Consider the following 21078-nt stretch of genomic DNA (forward strand, 5'->3'; position numbering starts at 1 on the left):
ACGGTCGCGCATGACCAGCGCAACACGACGGGGAATGACCGTCAGGTGACGGTGGGTCATGATGACACGGTGACCGTAAAGAACGACCGGAAGACAGAAGTGATGCACGACCGGCGTGAGCAGGTGGGGAATGACGAGACGCTGGTTGTGGGCAATGACCGGAAGATGTCGGTGAAGGGAAAACAGGAGCAGACCACCACCGGTGACCATATCAGCCTGGTGAAAGGGATGAAGAGCCTGGAGGTGAAGGGGGACCTGGCGCAGAAGATAAGCGGCGCGCTGGGAATAAAGGTTCAGAGCGATATTGTGCTGGAAAGCAGCAGCCGGATAAGCCTGAAGGTGGGCGGTTCATTTGTGGTCATCCACCCGGGCGGCGTGGACATTATGGGGCCGAAAATCAACCTGAACGGCGGGGGGAGTGCGGGAACCCCGGTGGGGGTGATGCAGCCGGGCGCGCTGGAGGCGCTGGCGGATAATGCGGGAGACGGGAAGGATAACGGAAGTAGCGATGGTGATAACGGTGCCGGGAGTGGGGTGGGCGATGACCAGGGTTACTCCAGCAGTGGGGATGATGAACAGGATAATAAAGAGAAAAAAATCACCTCAATTAGCTGGTCTTATGGTGAAGAACAAACAGAGCTTAGTGATATATCTAGACACTATGTTGATTTGAATCTTCATATGCATACTCTAAATTATGATATAGGTGAAAACGTAAGTTGTGATGTTTTTTATTTCACTCCTGATGGGACGGAGGATAGCCTTTCTGTTAGTGCTGATGTAAATAAAAATAATGAAGCTATTGCGATGAATATTTTTTCTGATATTTCCTCTAAAATATATCTTACTATGGTGATTAAATGGCTGGGATAGTGACGGTTAAAGAAAAGGGTAAAGACATAGGCAAGGTCGTTGTAAAAAGACCACCGTATGACCTCATCAAGGAAAAATATTTGGACCTATTCCCTAACAATGTAGATACGGGTGCTCCGTTGGATAGTGCCGCTTCTGTATATTTTGCGTATCTGTGGGTCGGTGGGCATGCTTTTAGAGAGTATAAAAGAAATCCATCCGCATATGGTAACGCATGCGCGTTACGAATCAGTTACGCTTTGAATATGTCTGGGATGCTTATTCCATCAAAGGTTTCGGTGTTGCCTACAACAAAAATTGGTGGGGATAGAATACTCCAGGGCGGAAATGAATATGTGATTGATGGGGGTAAATATTATTACATATATTCCGTAGAAAATCTCATAACTTTCCTTGAGTACGCTTGGGGAAAAGCAGACATGTTTAAATATGTTCCAAAGAGAGTTTCACAATTAGATGAACTTAAGAAAATGAATAAGAAAGGGATTGTTATATTTTACATTGACGGATTTAGTGATGCGACTGGTCATGCTACTATCTGGGATGGAGTTAAATGCCTTGATGGCAGTACATATTATGATCCGTCGTTACATCCAAAACAGACACTTACTGCTATTAAATTTTGGGATCTCAAATGAAGTTAAGTATGTTCTTTATACTTTTATTATTGAGTTGTGGTGAAGTGTTTGCTTCAGAGCCAGATTATATCCTGCGAGGCAGAGCAATATTATCTCAGTGGGGGGAGATTTATTGTATTAAAAAGTATGTTTTGCAAGGGGTTGATAACAATGATGTTAATGATTCATTACATCTATTTGATTATAGTGATAGAGTGAGCTCTTTAATTTATAGTGATATTTCTAAAGGTAATGTGTTTTATTACATAGATAAGAATATCAGTGATTTTGGGAATTTAGTTAATGGAAAACGGTTAAATCTCATCGCTTGTGTTGAGTTGGTGGATTCTGTTAAGTATATAGAATTTATAAAAAAACAAGACCGATATTTTTACCAAAATAATGCTGGCGTGGGATCTGTAATTCGGTCCTGTGGGCAGAAAATTCCATTTGGAGGATACTGGAGAATGATCTCAAGGTATGGCATTTATGAAAGTCGTAGATTTAAAAAAGGAGATATTTTTCCTGAGTGGAAAAGTAATGATGGATTTAATGGTGGCGAATGGATTCTTGAGTCAAGGGATGATGGCGGTCCCATTAAATTAGATGTCCCATATTTTAAATTTGATTAAATAAATTTAAAAATCAACATCGGGCTTAGGGAAAGATCACACTAAAGAGTGTTTTTTGTACAGATAAATAGAAAGGAACTATCTATGCCCACAGCCCTTACGACTACACACCGTATCGTCGGAAATGGGTGAAACCAAACCTGACCTGCACACCGTGGGATGATCCCAGCTATCCTGGGATGGACACAAAGACAGCAAGAGATTACCTCCCACAAAAAGATTGGCAAATAGATAAATTACCTGCGGGATATACTTGCGCAGAGACTTATTTATTCCCAGACCTTGATGACCCCGGAGGACCTGCAACGGCAGGGATAGATGATTTGGCTGAATTAGGAGTTAAAGGTGCTCAGAGAATTATGAGAGGAGCAAGAAAATGAAACGATTTTTATTAATTTTTTTACAATCATCATTAATTTTAATGCATTAGCATCTTGTGAAATACATCCTGCCGAAGGCTCCTTGCAGGACTTGCTGGATGCAGCTGAAAAAAAAGCGTTTTACGATAATGAAATTACACATATTAATGTGAGAAGCCATATCAGGGGTGCTTTTGCTCAGGAAAAGAGTAGCGACCCTGCGCAGTTGTTGGCAATTCTTGATAATTCATCCATGGTAAAATACTTCAAAGCAGAGAATTCGACTTACGCTCGTATGACCGCGTATCTTCCTAAAAAAATGAATCTTACGAATGTGTCACCGAGATTCAATATGGAGTACTTCGTAGTGAGAGAAAGTAAATCCTGGCTGAGGAAATGCATAATAGCGGTGTGGCCGGAAGAGGCATGGAGCCAAAACGGAAGATCTACATCATTGTAGACTGCCGCTGGCGCTGATTGATGCCGATAACCGTGTGATATGACGGGCGGAAAATGACGAATGGGGTAATCTGCTTTATGAAGATAACCCGCTGAATCTGCAACAGCTTATCCGGTTGCCAGAACAGCAGCGGGATAAAAAAACTGGGCTGTACTCCCCCTGACTGGCTAGAAAGGTTTAAGAAAAAACAACATGCTTTTTAAACAGACTCTGATAGATAATTTATTAAGCAATCGATACTTCCTCTATGTCTTACGAAAATGATCAGTGTGACTATTGTAAATCAATAAATATCCGAGGATATGAGTCAGATTGAATGGTGGAGGGGAAAAAAGAATAACCTCAAGTAAACATATTCAACATCCAAGGTAAATGAATTGCTATTTACAACATATAAACAATTCACTTTACCTTGGTTAAATTTCTATCCGTGTAATCCAATATCAACTCAATGATCCAAATAAAGGTAATGCATCCAGCTGGTCATGCGCAGCAGCACTTTACGCATCACTGAAACGTGAGCGAAATGGTCGGAATAGACCGCCACCTGAGCATAGATACCGTCCGGCAGCGCATCCACATCGGCATTAGGATCCAACTCAATCGTAGCCAGCACGCCATCGGTACCCGGCACCACAGTTAAGGACTGTAATGCTCCCTGCGCCTGATAAGAACCGCCCGGCACAACCGGAAGAATGGAGGTCAACTTACCGGAGAAAACCTGACCAGGCAGCGCGTTGAAGACCACTTCCGCTTCATCACCCGGTTTAAGACGCAGCAACGAGTTCTGGCGGAATTGCGCCACAATTTGCCGTTTCTGTTCCGGAATAAATACCATCACCGGGCGCAGAGGTAGTGCGGCGGCGTAGGTCCCGGGCCGAATAAGCACCTGCGTAACATAGCCGTTGCTGGGGGCACGGACGATAGTCTGCTCAAGATTGTATTTGGCTTCAGCGAGCTGAGCGCGCAGAGACGCAACCTGAGATTGCTCCCCGTTGACCATACTGTCTAACTGACTCTGAATCTGCGTCTGTTCGGCAACGGAACCTTTTACCAGCGCGTCCTGTGCCAGATAGTTCTGCCGGGCGTTGTCGATATCGCTTTCAGAGAAGGGATTAACCTTCGCCTGGCTGCCCTTCAAATAGCGTTGATAATCTTTATACAGACGATCGCGTTCAGCGGAAACACGGGTAGTATTGGCGACGGCTTCAGAAAGTTGGGCTTTCAGATTGTCGATGTTGTGTGTGGCGGTAACAAGATCAGCCTGCAGTCTGTCAACACGTGCCTGATAGCGGCCTGGATCGAGTTTAAATAACACTTCGCCTTTTTTAATCAACTGATTATTTTTATCCGTTACCTCACTAACAATTCCTGTGACTTGCGGAGTGATCGGAATTGAAATAACCGCTTTTTGCGCCGTAAAGGTATACGGGTGGTTATAGTTCATTAATAAGATCAGTCCCGCAACAATGAATACCCCACCTAATGCAGCAGTAGCGAGCGTCCATTGGTTTACCGGAATACGGAATATTTTAAAGATGGCCCAGGCAAAGGCCACATAGGTCAGGACTATCAACAAATCCATGATTAAATCTCCGGAAAGGTGGAGTTATCTGTTTTCTTCTCCCCATCCAGTCTTTTTTCCAACTGGGTGATGCGCTCTGCCAGTGCGGCAATCTCGGGGTCTGGGTCCTTTCCGTTCGACATGATGTGTGATTGCATGCCCCACCCCCGTTCAGGCTGGTAGAGCGTCGCCCAAATCCACAGGAACGGCCATATTGCATGGAGTGTAAACAGGCTAATCCAACCCGCCGTATGAATGGCATCAGCATGAGGATGGTTGCGTTTTTTAGCCATGTTATAGGGAATATCGTGAATGGCGATGATTCCGTAAAACAGAACCAGAAAGACGAAGATCAGCACACCCAGTGCGAAATAATTTAGAAACATACCTGCCTCGAATTCACGCTAATTAGAGTTTTTTTATGCCGGCAGCCGCATGCACCCAGGCTGATGTTTTGAACATAACTGCAGTTTGGGGTTTTCGCCATACCACAAAATAAATATTTTTTCTGGTGAGAAGTTGCTTTCTTTGCAATAAAAATATCGGGGGGTAGAACCTGCTGTAGATCACATCCGAGCAAATGCAGATGAAAATACTTTGCGATCTGCATCACAAAGATTCAACAAACAGCAAAGGATAAAATGTGAATCAGTTCACATTTACCCCCCATTTTTGGCGAATTCTGATCCAGTGATGTTTTTTTGTACCGATACTTTGTGATTAAGATCACATTAACTAACGCCATACACCCTATATTTACGTGACGAACATCACATAAAAGGTCGTCGACTGGACAGTTGAACGATTCAGTGCCAGATTTCGCAGTATCTACAGGGTCCGGCTACCTCCTGCCGCTACATTAACAAACCTCGGGCTTTCAGCCTGCGCGATAGCAAACATAAGAAGGGGTGTTTTTATGTCATCCGATATTAAGATCAAGGTGCAAAGCTTTGGTCGATTCCTCAGCAATATGGTGATGCCAAATATCGGCGCGTTTATCGCGTGGGGTATTATCACCGCATTATTCATTCCGACAGGGTGGTTGCCGAACGAAACGCTGGCGAAGCTTGTCGGTCCTATGATCACCTATCTGCTGCCGCTGCTGATCGGTTATACCGGTGGTAAGCTGGTTGGCGGCGAACGTGGCGGCGTGGTTGGTGCTATCACCACCATGGGCGTTATCGTCGGTGCAGATATGCCAATGTTCCTCGGCGCGATGATCGCAGGTCCGCTGGGCGGCTGGGCTATCAAACATTTCGACAACTGGGTAGACGGTAAGATCAAGTCCGGTTTTGAGATGCTGGTGAATAACTTCTCCGCAGGCATCATCGGGATGATCCTCGCCATTCTGGCATTCCTTGGCATTGGCCCATTGGTTGAAGCACTGTCCAAAATCCTGGCGGCAGGCGTTAACTTCATGGTTGTCCATGACATGCTGCCGTTGGCGTCTATCTTCGTTGAACCGGCGAAAATCCTGTTCCTCAACAACGCCATCAACCACGGTATTTTCTCACCGCTGGGTATTCAGCAGTCCCATGAGATGGGCAAATCCATCTTCTTCCTGATTGAAGCTAACCCGGGTCCGGGTATGGGCGTTCTGCTGGCATACATGTTCTTCGGTCGCGGCAGCGCTAAGCAGTCTGCGGGCGGCGCGGCAATCATCCACTTCCTGGGTGGTATCCACGAAATTTACTTCCCGTACGTGCTGATGAACCCACGTCTGATCCTGGCCGTTATCCTCGGCGGTATGACTGGCGTATTTACCCTGACTATCCTGAACGGCGGTCTGGTTTCTCCGGCCTCTCCGGGTTCTATCCTGGCCGTGCTGGCCATGACGCCGAAGGGCGCTTACTTCGCTAACATCGCTGCTATCTGTGCTGCTATGGCAGTCTCCTTTGTGGTTTCAGCCATTCTGCTGAAAACCAGCAAAGTGAAAGAAGATGATGACATTGATGCCGCAACCCGTCGTATGCACGACATGAAAGCGGAATCCAAAGGCGCATCTCCGCTGGCGGCTGGCGACGTGACCAACGACCTGAGCCATGTGCGTAAAATCATCGTTGCCTGCGATGCCGGTATGGGTTCCAGCGCCATGGGTGCGGGCGTACTGCGTAAGAAAGTACAGGATGCAGGTCTGTCTCAGATTTCCGTCACTAACAGCGCGATTAACAATCTGCCGCCGGATGTGGATCTGGTCATTACCCACCGTGACCTGACCGAACGCGCGATGCGCCAGGTGCCTCAGGCACAGCACATTTCGCTGACCAACTTCCTCGACAGTGGCCTGTACTCCAACCTGACCGAACGTCTGGTCGCTGCACAGCGCCACAACGTGAACGAAGAGAAAGTCCGCGATCACCTGAAAGACAGCTTTGAAGAGGGTGATACCCACCTGTTCAAACTGGGTGCGGAGAATATCTTCCTCGGTCGTAAAGCCACTAACAAAGAGGAAGCAATTCGCTTTGCTGGTGAGCAACTGGTGAAAGGCGGTTACGTTGAGCCAGAATACGTCGAGGCGATGCTGGACCGCGAAAAACTGACTCCGACTTACCTCGGCGAGTCCATCGCAGTACCGCACGGGACGGTTGAAGCCAAAGACCGTGTGCTGAAAACCGGTGTGGTGTTCTGCCAGTACCCGGAAGGCGTTCGCTTCGGTGAAGAAGAAGACGATATTGCCCGCCTGGTGATTGGTATCGCAGCACGTAACAACGAGCACATCCAGGTGATTACCAGCCTGACCAACGCGCTGGATGACGAATCCGTGATCGAACGTCTGGCCCATACCACCAGCGTGGATGAAGTTCTGGAGCTGCTGGCTGGTCGTAAGTAAACGTTATTGCCCGGTAGCACTCACGCTTACCGGGCCTAAAAATCCTCTCCCTTGTGGAGAGGGTTAGGTTGAGGGAAAAGCCTCACCCCAGCCCTCTTGGGTAAAAACATTGATGAAGGTTAATACTATGAAAGCATTACATTTTGGCGCAGGTAATATCGGTCGTGGCTTTATCGGCAAACTGCTGGCGGACGCGGGGATACAGCTGACGTTCGCGGATGTAAATCAGGTCGTACTCGATGCCCTGAATGCCCGTCATAGCTATCAGGTTCATGTCGTAGGTGAAAACGAACAGGTTGATACCGTCTCCGGCGTCAACGCCGTGAGCAGCATCGGCGATGATGTCGTCGACCTGATTGCCCATGTAGATTTAGTCACTACCGCCGTCGGTCCAGTCGTGCTTGAGCGTATCGCTCCGGCCATCGCCAAAGGGCTGGTTAAACGCAAGGCACAGGGTATAGCTACTCCGCTGAATATCATCGCCTGTGAAAACATGGTGCGCGGAACGACCCAGTTGAAAGGCCATGTAATGAACGCGCTGGCAGATGAAGACAAAGCCTGGGTTGAAGAACATGTTGGCTTCGTCGATTCCGCCGTGGACCGCATTGTTCCGCCTTCGGCTTCAGCAACCAATGACCCGCTGGAAGTTACCGTAGAAACCTTCAGTGAGTGGATTGTCGACAAAACACAGTTCAAAGGTGAACTACCAAATATTCCAGGAATGGAATTAACTGATAACCTAATGGCATTTGTCGAACGTAAACTCTTCACGCTGAACACCGGGCATGCTATAACCGCGTACCTCGGAAAATTGACCGGTCATCAGACCATCCGTGACGCGATTCTCGACGAGAAAATCCGCGCAGTGGTAAAAGGTGCGATGGAAGAGAGCGGCGCGGTACTGATCAAACGCTATGGTTTTGATGCAGCAAAACATGCGGCATACATTCAGAAAATCCTCGGTCGCTTTGAAAACCCGTATCTGAAAGATGACGTTGAGCGCGTGGGTCGTCAGCCGCTGCGTAAGCTGAGCGCGGGAGATCGTCTGATTAAACCGCTGCTGGGTACGCTGGAGTATGGTTTGCCGCATGCGAATCTGGTTATCGGTATTGCGGCAGCGATGCACTATCGCAGCGAAGAAGATCCGCAGGCACAGGAACTGGCCGCGCTGATTGACGAAAAAGGTCCACAGGCCGCGCTGGCGCAAGTTTCCGGGCTGGATGCCAACAGCGATGTCGTGCTTGAGGCTGTTAACGCGTATAACGCAAAGAAATGATGCAGGACCTGGCGCAGGATATCCTGCGCCTGAATAATAGATTGTCAGATATGCAGGCAATAATGGAACAAACGCAGGCCTTTGAAAATCGTGTGCTTGAGCGTCTGAATGCTGGCAAAACCGTACGCAGCTTCCTCATCACCGCCGTAGAACTGCTCACCGAGGCGGTGAATATTCTTGTGCTTCAGGTATTTCGCAAAGACGACTATGCGGTGAAATATGCTGTAGAACCACTGCTTGACGGCGACGGTCCGCTGGGCGATCTTTCCGTTCGCCTGAAGCTCATCTACGGTCTGGGCGTACTCAGCCGGCCGGAGTATGAAGACGCCGAGCTTCTGATGGCGCTGCGGGAAGAGTTAAACCATGACGGCAATGAATATGCGTTCACCGACGATGAAATTCTTGGTCCTTTTGGCGAACTCCACTGCGTGACGGCACTCCCGCCGCCACCGCAGTTTGATACCTCAGACTCAGGTCTGCACGCGATGCAGATCCAGCGCTACCAGCAGATGGTGCGCTCCACGATGGTACTTTCCCTGACCGAGCTGATTTCTAAAATCAGCTTAAAAAAAGCCTTTCAAAAATAAGACGATGCTTGCTTATTTCTCTTCCTGCTGCGGTCGATAAAGCTGCCGATAATACGCCAGACGTTGCAGATACAACTGCGCATTCTCCTGCGGTATTTCAGAAGGGACAACGTTGCGTGGCGGTGTTTTATTCAGATACTCGCGAAAAGCCTGGCTTGAAGCCATAAAATCGACCGTCTTATCAATTAGAGCCGAAACGTTCTCACCTATTTTCGCCATAATCTTCCCTCCTCCATGTATTAACCGCGCTCAGCCTGCGCGGTTGATCGTTTAAGTTTAGGATCGGTTTGGCAATTACATTAAGGAAAACGTGCTTCACTATGGACCCGCCAACAAAATGCGCCATGGTCGATCTTATCGCTTAAAATTCCTTATTAATCAAAATAGTAATATTTTCATTAGCTGAATAATACTTGCAACATTTGATTATTTATCTTCGATTAGTTGTGAATAATCCCGCTCTGCGCGCATACTATAGGATATTCATCCTATTTTTATCAGAAGCTATCCTATGAAAGAAGTCGAAAAAAACGAAATTAAACGCCTGAGCGATCGTCTGGACGCTATCCGCCACCAGCAGGCTGACCTGTCTCTGGTTGAAGCCGCCGACAAATATGCTGAGTTGGAGCAAGAGAAAGAAACTCTGGAAAACGAGATTGCGCGTCTGCGTGAAGTCCATGGTCAGAAGCTGAGCAAAGAAGCGCAAAAGCTGACGAAACTCCCTTTCCGTCGTACCATCACCAAAAAAGAACAGGCCGACATGGGCAAGCTGAAGAAGAGCGTGCGCGGCCTGATTGTCGTTCACCCGATGACCGAGCTTGGCCGTGAAATGGGCCTGAAAGAGATGACGGGCTTCGCGAAGAGCGAGTTCTGATCTCCCACCGGGCAACATCCGCTTGCCCGGTCCTTCACTTCCCCTCGCAATTGGCCCTACCAATTTTAGCCAGATCATACCAGCACCTCACATTTCATTAAAATGTGCGTACAATGCCGTTGCCAATAAATAACATTTGATTAACCATTCATTGTCATTACCCCTACACAACAATATTGGCAGGGCCACTTTTACACATAATGTGACGAAGATTTGAGCAAAGACTCATTCCATTATGTCGGCGGCCCCCAGGAGACCTGCAATGAATCTCTGGCAACAGAACTACGACCCGGCCGGTAACATCTGGCTTTCCAGTCTGATCGCATCGCTCCCCATCCTGTTCTTTTTCTTCGCCCTGATTAAGCTCAAGCTGAAAGGCTACGTTGCGGCGTCATGGACGGTGGTGATCGCTTTGTCGGTCGCCCTGCTGTTTTACAAAATGCCGGTCGATCACGCTCTGGCATCCGTAGTGTACGGTTTCTTCTACGGTCTGTGGCCAATTGCCTGGATCATTATCGCCGCGGTATTCGTCTATAAAATCTCGGTGAAGACTGGGCAGTTCGACATTATCCGCTCCTCGATACTCTCGATTACCCCAGACCAGCGTCTGCAAATGCTGATTGTCGGTTTCTCCTTTGGGGCATTCCTCGAAGGGGCGGCAGGCTTCGGTGCTCCGGTAGCGATTACCGCCGCACTGCTGGTTGGCCTAGGCTTTAACCCACTGTATGCAGCAGGTTTGTGCTTGATCGTAAACACCGCTCCAGTCGCTTTTGGGGCAATGGGCATTCCGATTCTGGTTGCCGGTCAGGTTACCGGGCTGGACAGCTTCGAGATTGGCCAGATGGTGGGCCGTCAACTGCCGTTCCTGACCATTATCGTGCTGTTCTGGATTATGGCGATTATGGATGGCTGGCGTGGTGTCAAAGAAACCTGGCCTGCGGTGATGGTCGCTGGCGGCTCGTTTGCTATCGCGCAGTATCTCAGCTCTAACTTTATCGGACCGGAACTGCCGGACATCATCTCTTCTCTGGTTTCCCTGGTCTGTCTGACGCTGTTCCTGAAGCGCTGGCAGCCGGTACGCATCTTCCGCTTTGGTGATATGGGCGCTTCGCAGGTCGATATGGATCTGTCGCGCACCCGCTACACCGCCGGGCAAATCATCCGCGCCTGGTCGCCGTTCCTGTTCCTGACAGCTACCGTCACGCTGTGGAGCATACCGCCGTTTAAAGCGCTGTTTGCGCCAGGCGGCGCGATGTACCACTGGGTAGTCAATATTCCGGTTCCGTTCCTCGACAAGCTGGTTGCCCGTATGCCGCCGGTCGTACACGAAGCCACAGCCTACGCGGCGGTGTACAAATTTGACTGGTTCTCCGCGACCGGTACCGCAATACTGTTTGCCGCCCTGCTGTCCATCGTCTGGTTGAAGATGAAGCCGTCTGCTGCGCTTCAGACCTTTGGTAGCACGCTGAAAGAGCTGGCGCTACCTATCTACTCCATCGGGATGGTGCTGGCATTCGCCTTTATCTCTAACTACTCCGGGCTTTCATCCACCCTGGCATTGGCCCTGGCGCACACCGGCAGCGCATTTACCTTCTTCTCGCCGTTCCTTGGCTGGCTGGGGGTATTCCTGACTGGATCCGACACCTCATCAAACGCACTGTTTGCCGCCCTACAGGCTACGGCCGCTCAGCAAATCGGTGTTTCGGATGTATTGATGGTGGCTGCAAATACCACCGGCGGCGTGACCGGAAAGATGATCTCTCCGCAATCTATCGCTATCGCCTGTGCGGCAGTGGGATTAGTGGGAAAAGAGTCTGACCTGTTCCGCTTTACCGTGAAGCACAGTCTGATTTTCACCTGCATGGTGGGTGTGATTACCACACTGCAGGCCTATGTCTTAACCTGGATGATTCCATGATAGTAATGCCCAGACGCTTGTCAGACGAAGTCGCATCTCGTGTGCGGGCGCTGATTGAAGAACAACAGCTGGAAGCGGGCATGAAGTTGCCCGCTGAGCGTCAGTTGGCCGTACAGCTCGGCGTATCGCGCAACTCGCTGCGCGAGGCGTTAGCAAAGCTGGTGAGTGAAGGCGTACTGATTAGCCGTCGTGGCGGTGGGACGTTTATTCGCTGGCAGCATGAGGCATGGTCTGAACAAAACATCGTTCAGCCGCTGAAAACCCTGCTGGCGGACGATCCTGATTACAGTTTCGATATTCTGGAAGCCCGCCACGCCATCGAAGCCAGCACCGCCTGGCACGCAGCTATGCGTGCCACTGCTGCCGACAAAGAGAAGATCAGGCTCTGTTTCGAGGCCACACAAAGCGAAGATCCAGATCTCGCCTCGCAGGCAGACGTTCGCTTTCATCTCGCCATTGCGGAGGCCTCACACAACGTGGTGCTGTTACAGACCATGCGCGGTTTCTTCGACGTATTGCAGTCTTCGGTGAAACAGAGCCGCCAGCGAATGTACCTCGTGCCGCCCGTATTTTCACAGCTGACGGCACAGCATCAGGCCGTACTGGATGCGATTGTTGCCGGAGATGCCGACGGCGCGCGTAAAGCGATGATGGCGCACCTCAGTTTTGTCCACACCACGATTAAACGATTTGATGAAGATCAGGCCCGCCAGGCGCGAATCACCCGCCTGCCCGGTGACCCTGGTGAGAATAGCAGGGAGAACAACACATGATTATTTCAGCAGCCAGCGACTATCGCGCCGCAGCCCAGCGCATCCTACCCCCCTTCTTGTTCCACTATATTGACGGTGGGGCGTATGCAGAGCACACTTTGCGCCGTAACGTGGCAGACCTGTCGGAGGTGGCCCTTCGCCAGCGCGTGCTGAAGAATATGTCCGACCTGAGCCTGGAGACAAAACTGTTCAACGAAACGCTCTCCATGCCGGTGGCCCTTGCACCTGTCGGTCTGTGCGGCATGTATGCGCGTCGGGGCGAAGTTCAGGCCGCCGCCGCCGCTGATGCCAAAGGCATTCCGTTTACGCTTTCCACAGTATCCGTATGCCCGATTGAAGAAGTCGCCCCGACTATCAAGCGTCCGATGTGGTTTCAGCTGTATGTTCTGCGCGATCGCGGCTTTATGCGTAACGCCCTGGAACGAGCCAAAGCGGCAGGTTGCTCCACGCTGGTCTTTACCGTCGATATGCCAACACCTGGCGCACGCTACCGTGACGCCCATTCCGGGATGAGCGGTCCAAATGCGGCACTGCGCCGCTACTGGCAGGCTGTCACCCATCCACAGTGGGCATGGGACGTTGGCCTGAACGGTCGCCCGCATGATTTAGGCAACATCTCGACCTATCTTGGCAAACCCACCGGCCTTGAAGACTACATCGGCTGGCTGGCGAATAATTTCGATCCGTCGATTTCCTGGAAAGACCTCGAGTGGATCCGCGAATTTTGGGATGGTCCGATGGTGATCAAAGGGATCCTCGATCCTGAAGATGCTCGCGACGCCGTACGCTTCGGCGCTGATGGCATCGTTGTCTCTAACCACGGTGGTCGCCAGTTAGACGGCGTGCTGTCTTCAGCTCGCGCGTTACCCGCTATTGCCGATGCGGTAAAAGGCGATATCACCATTCTGGCAGACAGCGGGATCCGCAACGGTCTGGACGTCGTACGCATGATTGCGCTGGGCGCGGATAGTGTTCTGCTGGGACGTGCTTATCTGTACGCGCTGGCAACCCACGGTCAGGCCGGGGTAGCGAATCTGCTGAATCTGATCGAGAAAGAGATGAAGGTGGCAATGACCCTGACCGGTGCAAAATCGATTAGCGAAATCAGTCATGATTCGCTGGTACAAGAACTGGGAAAAAGCCTGCCTGCTGCGCTGGCACCTCTGGTTCAGGGTAGCGCGGCGTAACAATATCCCCATAAAACCCACTTTCTGCATGGTCGGTCTGTTCTCAGCCCGGCCATTTTTTATCCAAAAATAACGACCAGTTAACATTTATAACCAATATATTTGACAACTTTTTATCCACCTGTCAGATGTATATACAAGCTAATACAAGGGCGAAATATACAGATAACAACCATCATAACGGGCGAGGGTAACATGGCTTATTCCGGAAAAGTGAATATCCAGCAGGCGATAGATGACAGTCCTTTTTCGCGCTTCCACTGGGTCATTATTGTCCTGGGTTTTCTGGTCCTGGCCATCGACGGCTTCGATACGGCGGCGATGGGCTATATTGCGCCCACGCTCTCAGCCGACTGGGGCATCAAGAAACAGGATCTCGGACCGGTGTTAAGCGCCGCGCTATTGGGCCTGTCATTTGGTGCACTGCTGGCCGGTCCGATTTCCGATCGTATGGGCCGTAAACGCGTGCTGGTCTTTTCCTGTCTGTTTTTTGGCCTCGCCAGTCTGGGAACTGCCTATGCCCAGACGCTGAATATGCTCACATTTTGGCGCTTTCTCACCGGGCTGGGTCTTGGCGCGGCAATGCCCAATGCCATCACCCTGGTGTCAGAATTTGCACCAAAACGCTGTCGTTCAATGGCGATTAACACCATGTACTGCGGCTTTCCGTTAGGGGCTGCAGGCGGCGGGGTGATCTCCTCCTGGCTTATCCCCAACTACGGCTGGCACAGCGTCCTGCTTGCCGGTGCGATCGCCCCGCTGGCCCTCACCGTATTGTTGGTGCTGTTCCTGCCGGAGTCGGTGAAGTATCTGGTTCACCGCGGTAAAGGGGTTGCACAGGTTAAACGCATTGCTCAACGCTTTATATCGGGAAGTCTGGAACAGGTTACCCAGTTTTATCTGGATGAAGACCGCGTCACGGTCAAAAAAGGCAGCGTGGCACAGCTATTCAGTATGCCCTGGCTGCCGGGCACGCTGATGCTCTGGATGACCTACTTTATGGGATTGGTTATCTATTACGTGCTGCTGAGCTGGATGCCAACGCTGATGCTGGGAATGGGCTATCCGCTGGCTGAATCCGCCTGGCTGACGTCACTGTTTACCTTCGGCGGTACTGCGGGGATCCTGCTGGCCGGTTGGTTAATGGATCGCTGGGAAGCACATAAAGTGGTGTCACTTGGCTTTATTCTGACGATGCTGTTTGCCCTCGCTCTCGGGTTTGAACATAACCATATCATCCTGTTCGGCGCACTGATCTTCCTGATGGGGATTACCATGAACGGCGCGCAGTCCGGGCTGCAGACGCTGGCCGCCACGTTTTATCCAACCCACTGCCGCGCGACGGGCATTGCCTGGATGCAGGGCGTGGGCCGCTTCGGTGGCGTAGCCGGAACGATGATGAGCGCCCAGTTGCTTTCCCTGCAATGGCAGGCAGACAGTATATTAATGTTCCTCAGCCTTCCGGCGCTGGTTGCGGCTGCCGCAACGGTTTACAAACTGCAACGCTATAAACCGCACGCGCTGACCGTCGCATAGTACCCGCTCTTTCTGCTATTCTGCCCCCCGTTATCAAGGGGGCAGTATGCTTAACATCGTTTTATTCGAACCAGAAATCCCGCCAAATACCGGCAATATTATCCGTCTTTGCGCCAACACCGGCTTTCGTCTGCATATTGTTGAGCCAATGGGCTTTACCTGGGACGACAAGCGCCTGCGTCGCGCGGGGCTGGATTACCATGAGTTTACCGCAGTGCTGCGCCACCCTGATTACGCCAGCTTCGTCGCCGCAGAAAATCCGCAACGTCTGTTTGCCCTGACCACCAAAGGTACGCCAGCGCATAGCGCAGTAAGCTATCAGGATGGGGATTATCTGATGTTTGGCCCTGAAACTCGCGGTCTGCCATCCAGCATCCTCGACGCGCTGCCAGCCGAACAAAAAATTCGAATTCCGATGATGCCGGACAGTCGCAGCATGAACCTGTCAAATGCAGTGTCGGTGGTGGTGTATGAGGCCTGGCGCCAGTTAGGTTATCCCGGCGCGGTATTGCGTAGTTGATTTTTGTCGGATGGCGGCTGACGCCTTATCCGACCCACGAGATTTGTAGGCCCGGTAAGCACTGCGCCGCCGGGCATAGCTCGAAATCAGATGCCATCACCGTATTCGAAAGTATGATGAATCCCGTTGAAATGCTGATCCATATCCATAGACGGTTTATCGCTGTCAGGCTTACCGACGATGCGTGCAGGTACGCCTGCCGCAGTGGTATGTGGGGGTACCGGTTGTAAAACCACGGAACCTGCGCCAATCTTCGCGCCGCGCCCGACTTCAATGTTGCCGAGAATTTTTGCCCCCGCGCCAATCATTACACCTTCACGAATTTTCGGATGACGATCGCCGCCGGCTTTACCGGTCCCGCCGAGCGTGACGGATTGCAGAATAGAGACATCATTTTCAATCACTGCCGTTTCACCGACCACAATGCCGGTTGCGTGATCGAGCATAATCCCACGGCCAATTTTTGCCGCCGGATGAATGTCTACCTGGAAGGTAACGGACACCTGATTTTGCAGGAAGATCGCCAGCGCCTGACGCCCCTGATGCCACAGCCAGTGACCGATACGGTAGGCCTGAAGCGCATGAAAACCCTTCAGGTACAGAAGTGGGGTGGAATATTTATCGACAGCCGGGTCACGCGTACGTACCGCCTGAATATCACAGGCCGCTGAGGCAATCATTTCAGGATCGGCGGCATAGGCCTCTTCCACGACTTCGCGAATCGCAATGGCGGGCATGATTGGAGAAGCAAGTTTATTCGCCAGCATATAGCTTAGCGCACTGCCGAGATTTTCATGTTTGAGCAGCGTTGCGTGGTAAAAACTGGCCAACATTGGCTCACATTCCGCCAGTGCCCGGGCTTCCGCTTTAATGTTTTTCCAGACGATATCCAGTTCTTCACACGGCATTGCGTACTCCAGAAGGTAGCAAAACGACCGACCCGTTCTTCGCGGGTCGGGTCGTTAGATTGAAACGGTTCCTTACGGCTAGTGGCTGCTTCGCTCGTCCTTGCGCGCACGACCTAATAACGTCAATGCTGCCTCGCGCGCGTTTTTTCCGCAATACAATACTTGATAAATTTCCTCGGTTATTGGCATCTCGACACCAAAACGGTGCGCCAATTCACGAACTTCTTTCGTATTGCGGTAGCCTTCAACCACCTGACCAATCTTGTCCTGCGCGCCCTGCACGTCCATACCCTGGCCGAGCATCATGCCAAAACGACGGTTACGCGACTGGTTGTCGGTACAGGTCAGCACCAGATCGCCTAAACCCGCCATCCCCATAAAGGTGGCAGGATCGGCACCCAGCGCCGCGCCAAGGCGAGACATTTCGGTCAGTCCACGGGTGATCAATGCGGTACGCGCATTCGCGCCAAAACCGATGCCGTCAGACATCCCCGCACCAATCGCAATGACGTTTTTCACCGCGCCGCCAAGCTGCACGCCAATGAAATCCGGGTTGCTGTAAACGCGAAAGCTTTTGCCGCAGTGCAGCAACTGCTGGAGATCGTCAGCAAAGGCATCGTCCGTCGAGGCCAGAGAAATCGCCGTCGGCATGCCCGCAGCCAGCTCTTTGGCGAACGTCGGGCCGGAAATAACCGCCAGTGGAATTGAGTCCCCCAGCGCTTCACGCGCGACGTCCTGCAGCAGACGCCCTGTTTCCGCCTCCAGACCTTTTGTCGCCCAGACCAGTCGTGCGTCAGGACGCATCAATGGTTTGATGTTTCGCAGCACTTCGCCAAAGACGTGGCTCGGCACCACCACCAGAATATTACGACTGGCGGCCAGCGCAGTGGCTAAATCACTTTCCAGGCGCAGTGTGTCAGGAAAAGGCACATCAGGAAGGAACGCGACGTTGCAGCGATCGTGCTCAAGGGTCGCGATATGTTTCGGATCATGGCCCCACAGGACAACCTGATGGCCATTTCTTGCCAGGGTGATGGCAAGAGCGGTGCCGTACGAGCCGGCACCAATCACAGTCATTGAAGCATTACTTTGGTTCATCAGGCATCCTGATGTTCTTCAGTACCTTCGCCAGCCTGCTGCTGTAAATAGTTCATGAACAGCGCATCAAAGTTGACCGGCGCAAGGTTCAGTTGCGGGAACGTACCGCGTGAAACCAGGCTGGTGATGCATTCGCGGGCATACGGGAACAGAATGTTCGGGCAGTATGCGCCCAGGCAATGCGCCATCTGAGTCCCTTCGATACCACTGATGGAGAAAATACCGCCCTGCTGAACTTCGCACAGGAACGCAGTTTCTTCACCAAGAGAAGCCGTTACAGTGACACGCAGCACTACTTCATACACGTCATCTGCCAGTTGGGTAGATGCGGTATCAAGATCAAGTTTAACCTCTGGCTGCCAATCTTTCTGGAAAACATGCGGTGCATTTGGCGCTTCGAAAGACACATCCTTGGTATAGATACGTTGGATCTGGAAAGCCATTTCAGTGTTATTTTGTTCTGACATGTTTAGAAAACCCTTAGTGTTGTCCTTTAAATACTTTCAGTACGCCTTATCGCAGCAGGGGATCCAGTCCACCACGCGCATCCAACGCATACAAGTCGTCACAACCGCCAATGTGCTGTGCATCAATAAAAATCTGCGGAACCGTCGTACGGCCACTGCGCTTGATCATCTCTTCACGTTTTACGGCATCGCCGTCAATCGGAAGCTCCTGGAAACTCACACCCTTGCTGTTCAACAGCGCTTTTGCGCGATGGCAAAACGGGCAGGTTGCTTTGGTGTAGATCTCAATATTGGCCATGACTTATCTCCAGTGTTCTTTTTACCCTGCGGCATGAAAGAAGATGGGTAAATTACTTGCCGCGAACCAGTGGCAGATTCTCACCACTCCAGCCCGCTACGCCGTCTTTCAGTACGGATACTTGCTCAAAACCGGCTTTAATCAGCGCAGTTGCTGAATCCTGGCACTGCATGCCTGAACCATCAACCACAATCACAGGTTTGTTTTTGTGTTTTTCAAGTTCGCCAAAATTGTTGGCTTTGATTTCGCTCGGCAGCAGGTTAGTGGAGCCTGCGATATGGCCTTTGCGGAAGTCGTCGCGCTGGCGTAAATCCACAACAACGGCGTCTTCTTTGTTGATGAGACGTGTAGCTTCGCCGCGAGTAATCACCTTCACTTTTGAGGTCAGGCTCTTAAACGTGGTAAATAATACAGCCGCCAGTAACGCAATCCAGGCGATACTCAAGACAGGGTGGCGACTAACAAATTGCATAATTTCTTGCATGGGGGGTAACAACTCCCGACTCAGTGATTAAAAAAACCAGGAAAGGAGTATACCTGCGCGTTGGCGCAAATACAGCCAGAGCGTGCATTGGATTGCATTTTTGCGGGGCGCTACGGAAAAAAAAATGTAAATCGGTGTTCCCCCTGGCACGCGATCCCCCATTATTTGATCTTCGGGGGCTACTTTATCGATTCAGCTGTAGTAAAATTACGCAATTATTTTTTATCTCTTGAGTGTGAGGTTGTCGCAATGTCGGTTTCTAAAAAACCTATGGTACTGGTGATTCTGGATGGCTACGGCTATCGCGAAGACAGCCAGGATAACGCCATTTTTAGTGCTAAAACCCCGGTAATGGATGCGCTGTGGGCAAAACGTCCGCATACCCTGATTGATGCGTCCGGTCTGGAAGTCGGCCTGCCCGATCGCCAGATGGGCAACTCCGAAGTGGGTCACGTCAACCTGGGCGCGGGCCGTATCGTGTATCAGGACCTTACCCGTCTGGACGTTGAAATCAAAGAACGTACTTTCTTCGCTAACCCGGTGCTGACCGATGCGGTCGACCAGGCAAAAAATGCCGGAAAAGCGGTACACATCATGGGTCTGCTCTCTGCTGGCGGCGTTCACAGCCACGAAGATCACATCATGGCGATGGTAGAAATGGCCGCTGAACGCGGCGCTGATAAAATCTATCTGCACGCTTTCCTTGATGGTCGTGATACTCCGCCGCGCAGCGCTGAACATTCACTGCAGAAATTCGAAGAGAAATTTGCCGCGCTGGGCAAAGGCCGCGTAGCGTCCATCATCGGTCGTTACTACGCTATGGACCGCGACAACCGTTGGGATCGCGTTGAACAGGCTTACGATCTGATGACGCTGGCGAAGGGCGAGTTCCAGTTCGCTACGGCGGTTGAAGGTCTGCAGGCTGCTTATGCCCGCGACGAAAACGACGAATTCGTTAAAGCCACCGTGATCCGTGCCGAAGGTCAGGCAGATGCTGCTATGGAAGATGGCGATACGCTGATTTTCATGAACTTCCGTGCTGACCGTGCGCGTGAAATCACCCGTGCGTTTGTTAACGCTGATTTCGACGGCTTCGCCCGTAAGAAAGTCGTTAACCTCAACTTTGTGATGCTGACCGAATACGCGGCAGACATCAAAACTGCGGTTGCTTACCCACCAGCATCTCTGGCCAACACCTTTGGTGAGTGGATGGCGAAGAACGAAAAAACGCAGCTGCGTATTTCCGAAACTGAAAAATATGCGCACGTGACCTTCTTCTTCAACGGCGGCGTAGAAGAGCCGTTCAAAGGCGAAGACCGCATCCTGATTAACTCTCCGAAAGTTGCGACCTACGATCTGCAGCCGGAAATGAGCTCTGCTGAACTGACTGAGAAGCTGGTTGCAGCGATTGAGAGCGGTAAATACGACACCATCATTTGTAACTACCCGAACGGCGACATGGTTGGTCACACCGGGGTGATGGAAGCAGCGGTTAAAGCGGTTGAAGCGCTGGATCACTGCGTTGAGCAGGTGACTAAAGCGGTTGAGTCCGTTGGCGGCCAGTTGCTGATCACCGCAGACCACGGTAACGCAGAGCAGATGCGTGATCCGTCCACCGGTCAGGCACATACTGCACATACCAACCTGCCCGTTCCGCTGATTTATGTCGGTGGTAAGAACGTCAAAGCAGTCGAAGGCGGCAAACTTTCTGATATCGCCCCGACGATGCTGACGCTGATGGGTATGGAAATCCCGCAAGAGATGACTGGTAAGCCGCTGTTCATCGTGGAATAATCCCTCCCCATGAGGGGAAAGGC

21 protein-coding genes and 1 pseudogene are annotated in these 21078 nt (G+C 51.2%); 14 read left to right on the forward strand and 8 right to left on the reverse strand.

Annotation, left to right across the window (positions count from 1 at the left end; all coding sequences use genetic code 11):
- The 4 genes and pseudogenes from OGX66_RS04025 to OGX66_RS04040 form a co-directional block, all read left to right on the forward strand.
- The coding region (locus OGX66_RS04025) for a bacteriophage T4 gp5 trimerization domain-containing protein (protein ID WP_502873834.1) at positions 1-873 on the forward strand (873 nt) is incomplete at its 5' end.
- A complete protein-coding gene (locus OGX66_RS04030) occupies positions 861-1511 on the forward strand; it encodes a T6SS effector amidase Tae4 family protein (protein WP_061549912.1) in 651 nt (216 codons plus the stop codon). The genes OGX66_RS04025 and OGX66_RS04030, both read left to right, overlap by 13 nt.
- Complete coding sequence (locus OGX66_RS04035) at positions 1508-2122, forward strand: hypothetical protein (RefSeq protein WP_044714158.1); 615 nt, start codon at positions 1508-1510, stop codon at positions 2120-2122. The genes OGX66_RS04030 and OGX66_RS04035 overlap by 4 nt, the downstream gene beginning before the upstream one ends.
- 86 nt (positions 2123-2208) lie before the next feature.
- Positions 2209-2502: pseudogene (locus OGX66_RS04040) on the forward strand (RHS repeat protein); the annotation flags it as partial.
- Between the two features lie 887 nt (positions 2503-3389).
- Here the strand turns inward: OGX66_RS04040 and OGX66_RS04045 are convergent.
- Together OGX66_RS04045 and OGX66_RS04050 are read right to left on the reverse strand one after the other, a co-directional pair.
- Positions 3390-4526: an HlyD family secretion protein gene (locus OGX66_RS04045; RefSeq protein WP_003024188.1), complete on the reverse strand. Its 1137-nt coding sequence runs from the start codon at positions 4524-4526 to the stop codon at positions 3390-3392.
- A 2-nt stretch (positions 4527-4528) separates the two neighbouring features.
- Positions 4529-4891, reverse strand: a complete 363-nt coding sequence (locus OGX66_RS04050; protein WP_003844553.1) for a DUF3302 domain-containing protein — start codon at positions 4889-4891, stop codon at positions 4529-4531.
- 530 nt (positions 4892-5421) lie between these two features.
- On the opposite strand from OGX66_RS04050, the gene mtlA reads away from it, so the two are divergent.
- The 3 genes from mtlA to mtlR all read left to right on the forward strand — a co-directional run bounded on the left by mtlA (position 5422) and on the right by mtlR (position 9198).
- On the forward strand, positions 5422-7335 hold the full coding sequence (gene mtlA, locus OGX66_RS04055; protein ID WP_016151161.1) for a PTS mannitol transporter subunit IICBA: 1914 nt from the start codon (positions 5422-5424) through the stop codon (positions 7333-7335).
- A gap of 127 nt (positions 7336-7462) precedes the next feature.
- On the forward strand, positions 7463-8611 hold the full coding sequence (gene mtlD / locus OGX66_RS04060) for a mannitol-1-phosphate 5-dehydrogenase (protein ID WP_003024180.1): 1149 nt from the start codon (positions 7463-7465) through the stop codon (positions 8609-8611).
- Positions 8611-9198: a mannitol operon repressor MtlR gene (gene mtlR, locus OGX66_RS04065; protein WP_003024179.1), complete on the forward strand. Its 588-nt coding sequence runs from the start codon at positions 8611-8613 to the stop codon at positions 9196-9198. Before mtlD ends, mtlR begins: the two co-directional genes overlap by 1 nt.
- A gap of 12 nt (positions 9199-9210) precedes the next feature.
- On the opposite strand, the gene OGX66_RS04070 is transcribed toward mtlR, so the two are convergent.
- On the reverse strand, positions 9211-9417 hold the full coding sequence (locus tag OGX66_RS04070) for a hypothetical protein (protein WP_003024176.1): 207 nt from the start codon (positions 9415-9417) through the stop codon (positions 9211-9213).
- A 292-nt stretch (positions 9418-9709) separates the two neighbouring features.
- Between OGX66_RS04070 and OGX66_RS04075 the strand changes: the two genes are divergently transcribed.
- The 6 genes from OGX66_RS04075 (at position 9710) to trmL (ending at position 16006) form a co-directional block, all read left to right on the forward strand.
- The gene (locus tag OGX66_RS04075; RefSeq protein WP_003024174.1) at positions 9710-10072 is read left to right on the forward strand and encodes a YibL family ribosome-associated protein; all 363 of its coding nucleotides are present in this window, start codon (positions 9710-9712) and stop codon (positions 10070-10072) included.
- A 262-nt stretch (positions 10073-10334) separates the two neighbouring features.
- A complete protein-coding gene (gene lldP, locus OGX66_RS04080; RefSeq protein WP_088902957.1) occupies positions 10335-11990 on the forward strand; it encodes an L-lactate permease in 1656 nt (551 codons plus the stop codon).
- Positions 11987-12763 (forward strand): transcriptional regulator LldR, encoded by a 777-nt coding sequence (gene lldR / locus OGX66_RS04085; protein WP_003024170.1) that lies wholly within the window; start codon positions 11987-11989, stop codon positions 12761-12763. Before lldP ends, lldR begins: the two co-directional genes overlap by 4 nt.
- Positions 12760-13950: an FMN-dependent L-lactate dehydrogenase LldD gene (gene lldD / locus OGX66_RS04090; protein ID WP_003837647.1), complete on the forward strand. Its 1191-nt coding sequence runs from the start codon at positions 12760-12762 to the stop codon at positions 13948-13950. Before lldR ends, lldD begins: the two co-directional genes overlap by 4 nt.
- A 195-nt stretch (positions 13951-14145) precedes the next feature.
- Positions 14146-15486 carry an MFS transporter gene (locus OGX66_RS04095; protein ID WP_088902956.1) on the forward strand — a complete coding sequence of 447 codons (1341 nt, stop codon included), beginning with the start codon at positions 14146-14148 and terminating at the stop codon, positions 15484-15486.
- Positions 15487-15532: 46 nt separating this feature from the next.
- Complete coding sequence (gene trmL / locus OGX66_RS04100) at positions 15533-16006, forward strand: tRNA (uridine(34)/cytosine(34)/5-carboxymethylaminomethyluridine(34)-2'-O)-methyltransferase TrmL (RefSeq protein WP_003837643.1); 474 nt, start codon at positions 15533-15535, stop codon at positions 16004-16006.
- 86 nt (positions 16007-16092) lie between these two features.
- On the opposite strand, the gene cysE is transcribed toward trmL, so the two are convergent.
- The 5 genes from cysE to OGX66_RS04125 form a co-directional block, all read right to left on the reverse strand.
- The gene (gene cysE / locus OGX66_RS04105; protein WP_003024160.1) at positions 16093-16914 is read right to left on the reverse strand and encodes a serine O-acetyltransferase; all 822 of its coding nucleotides are present in this window, start codon (positions 16912-16914) and stop codon (positions 16093-16095) included.
- A 78-nt stretch (positions 16915-16992) separates the two neighbouring features.
- Complete coding sequence (gpsA, locus tag OGX66_RS04110; RefSeq protein WP_003844543.1) at positions 16993-18012, reverse strand: NAD(P)H-dependent glycerol-3-phosphate dehydrogenase; 1020 nt, start codon at positions 18010-18012, stop codon at positions 16993-16995.
- The gene (gene secB / locus OGX66_RS04115) at positions 18012-18479 is read right to left on the reverse strand and encodes a protein-export chaperone SecB (protein ID WP_003024155.1); all 468 of its coding nucleotides are present in this window, start codon (positions 18477-18479) and stop codon (positions 18012-18014) included. Before secB ends, gpsA begins: the two co-directional genes overlap by 1 nt.
- A gap of 46 nt (positions 18480-18525) precedes the next feature.
- Positions 18526-18777 (reverse strand): glutaredoxin 3, encoded by a 252-nt coding sequence (gene grxC, locus OGX66_RS04120; RefSeq protein WP_003024152.1) that lies wholly within the window; start codon positions 18775-18777, stop codon positions 18526-18528.
- Positions 18778-18829: 52 nt separating this feature from the next.
- The gene (locus OGX66_RS04125) at positions 18830-19261 is read right to left on the reverse strand and encodes a rhodanese-like domain-containing protein (RefSeq protein WP_003024148.1); all 432 of its coding nucleotides are present in this window, start codon (positions 19259-19261) and stop codon (positions 18830-18832) included.
- A 249-nt stretch (positions 19262-19510) separates the two neighbouring features.
- Here OGX66_RS04125 and gpmM point away from each other — a divergent pair, with 249 nt between their 5' ends.
- Complete coding sequence (gene gpmM / locus OGX66_RS04130) at positions 19511-21055, forward strand: 2,3-bisphosphoglycerate-independent phosphoglycerate mutase (RefSeq protein WP_032950516.1); 1545 nt, start codon at positions 19511-19513, stop codon at positions 21053-21055.
- Positions 21056-21078: the final 23 nt, after the last annotated feature.

It is taken from the genome of Citrobacter sp. Cf072 (genome assembly GCF_030334485.1).
GTDB lineage: Bacteria > Pseudomonadota > Gammaproteobacteria > Enterobacterales > Enterobacteriaceae > Citrobacter > Citrobacter freundii.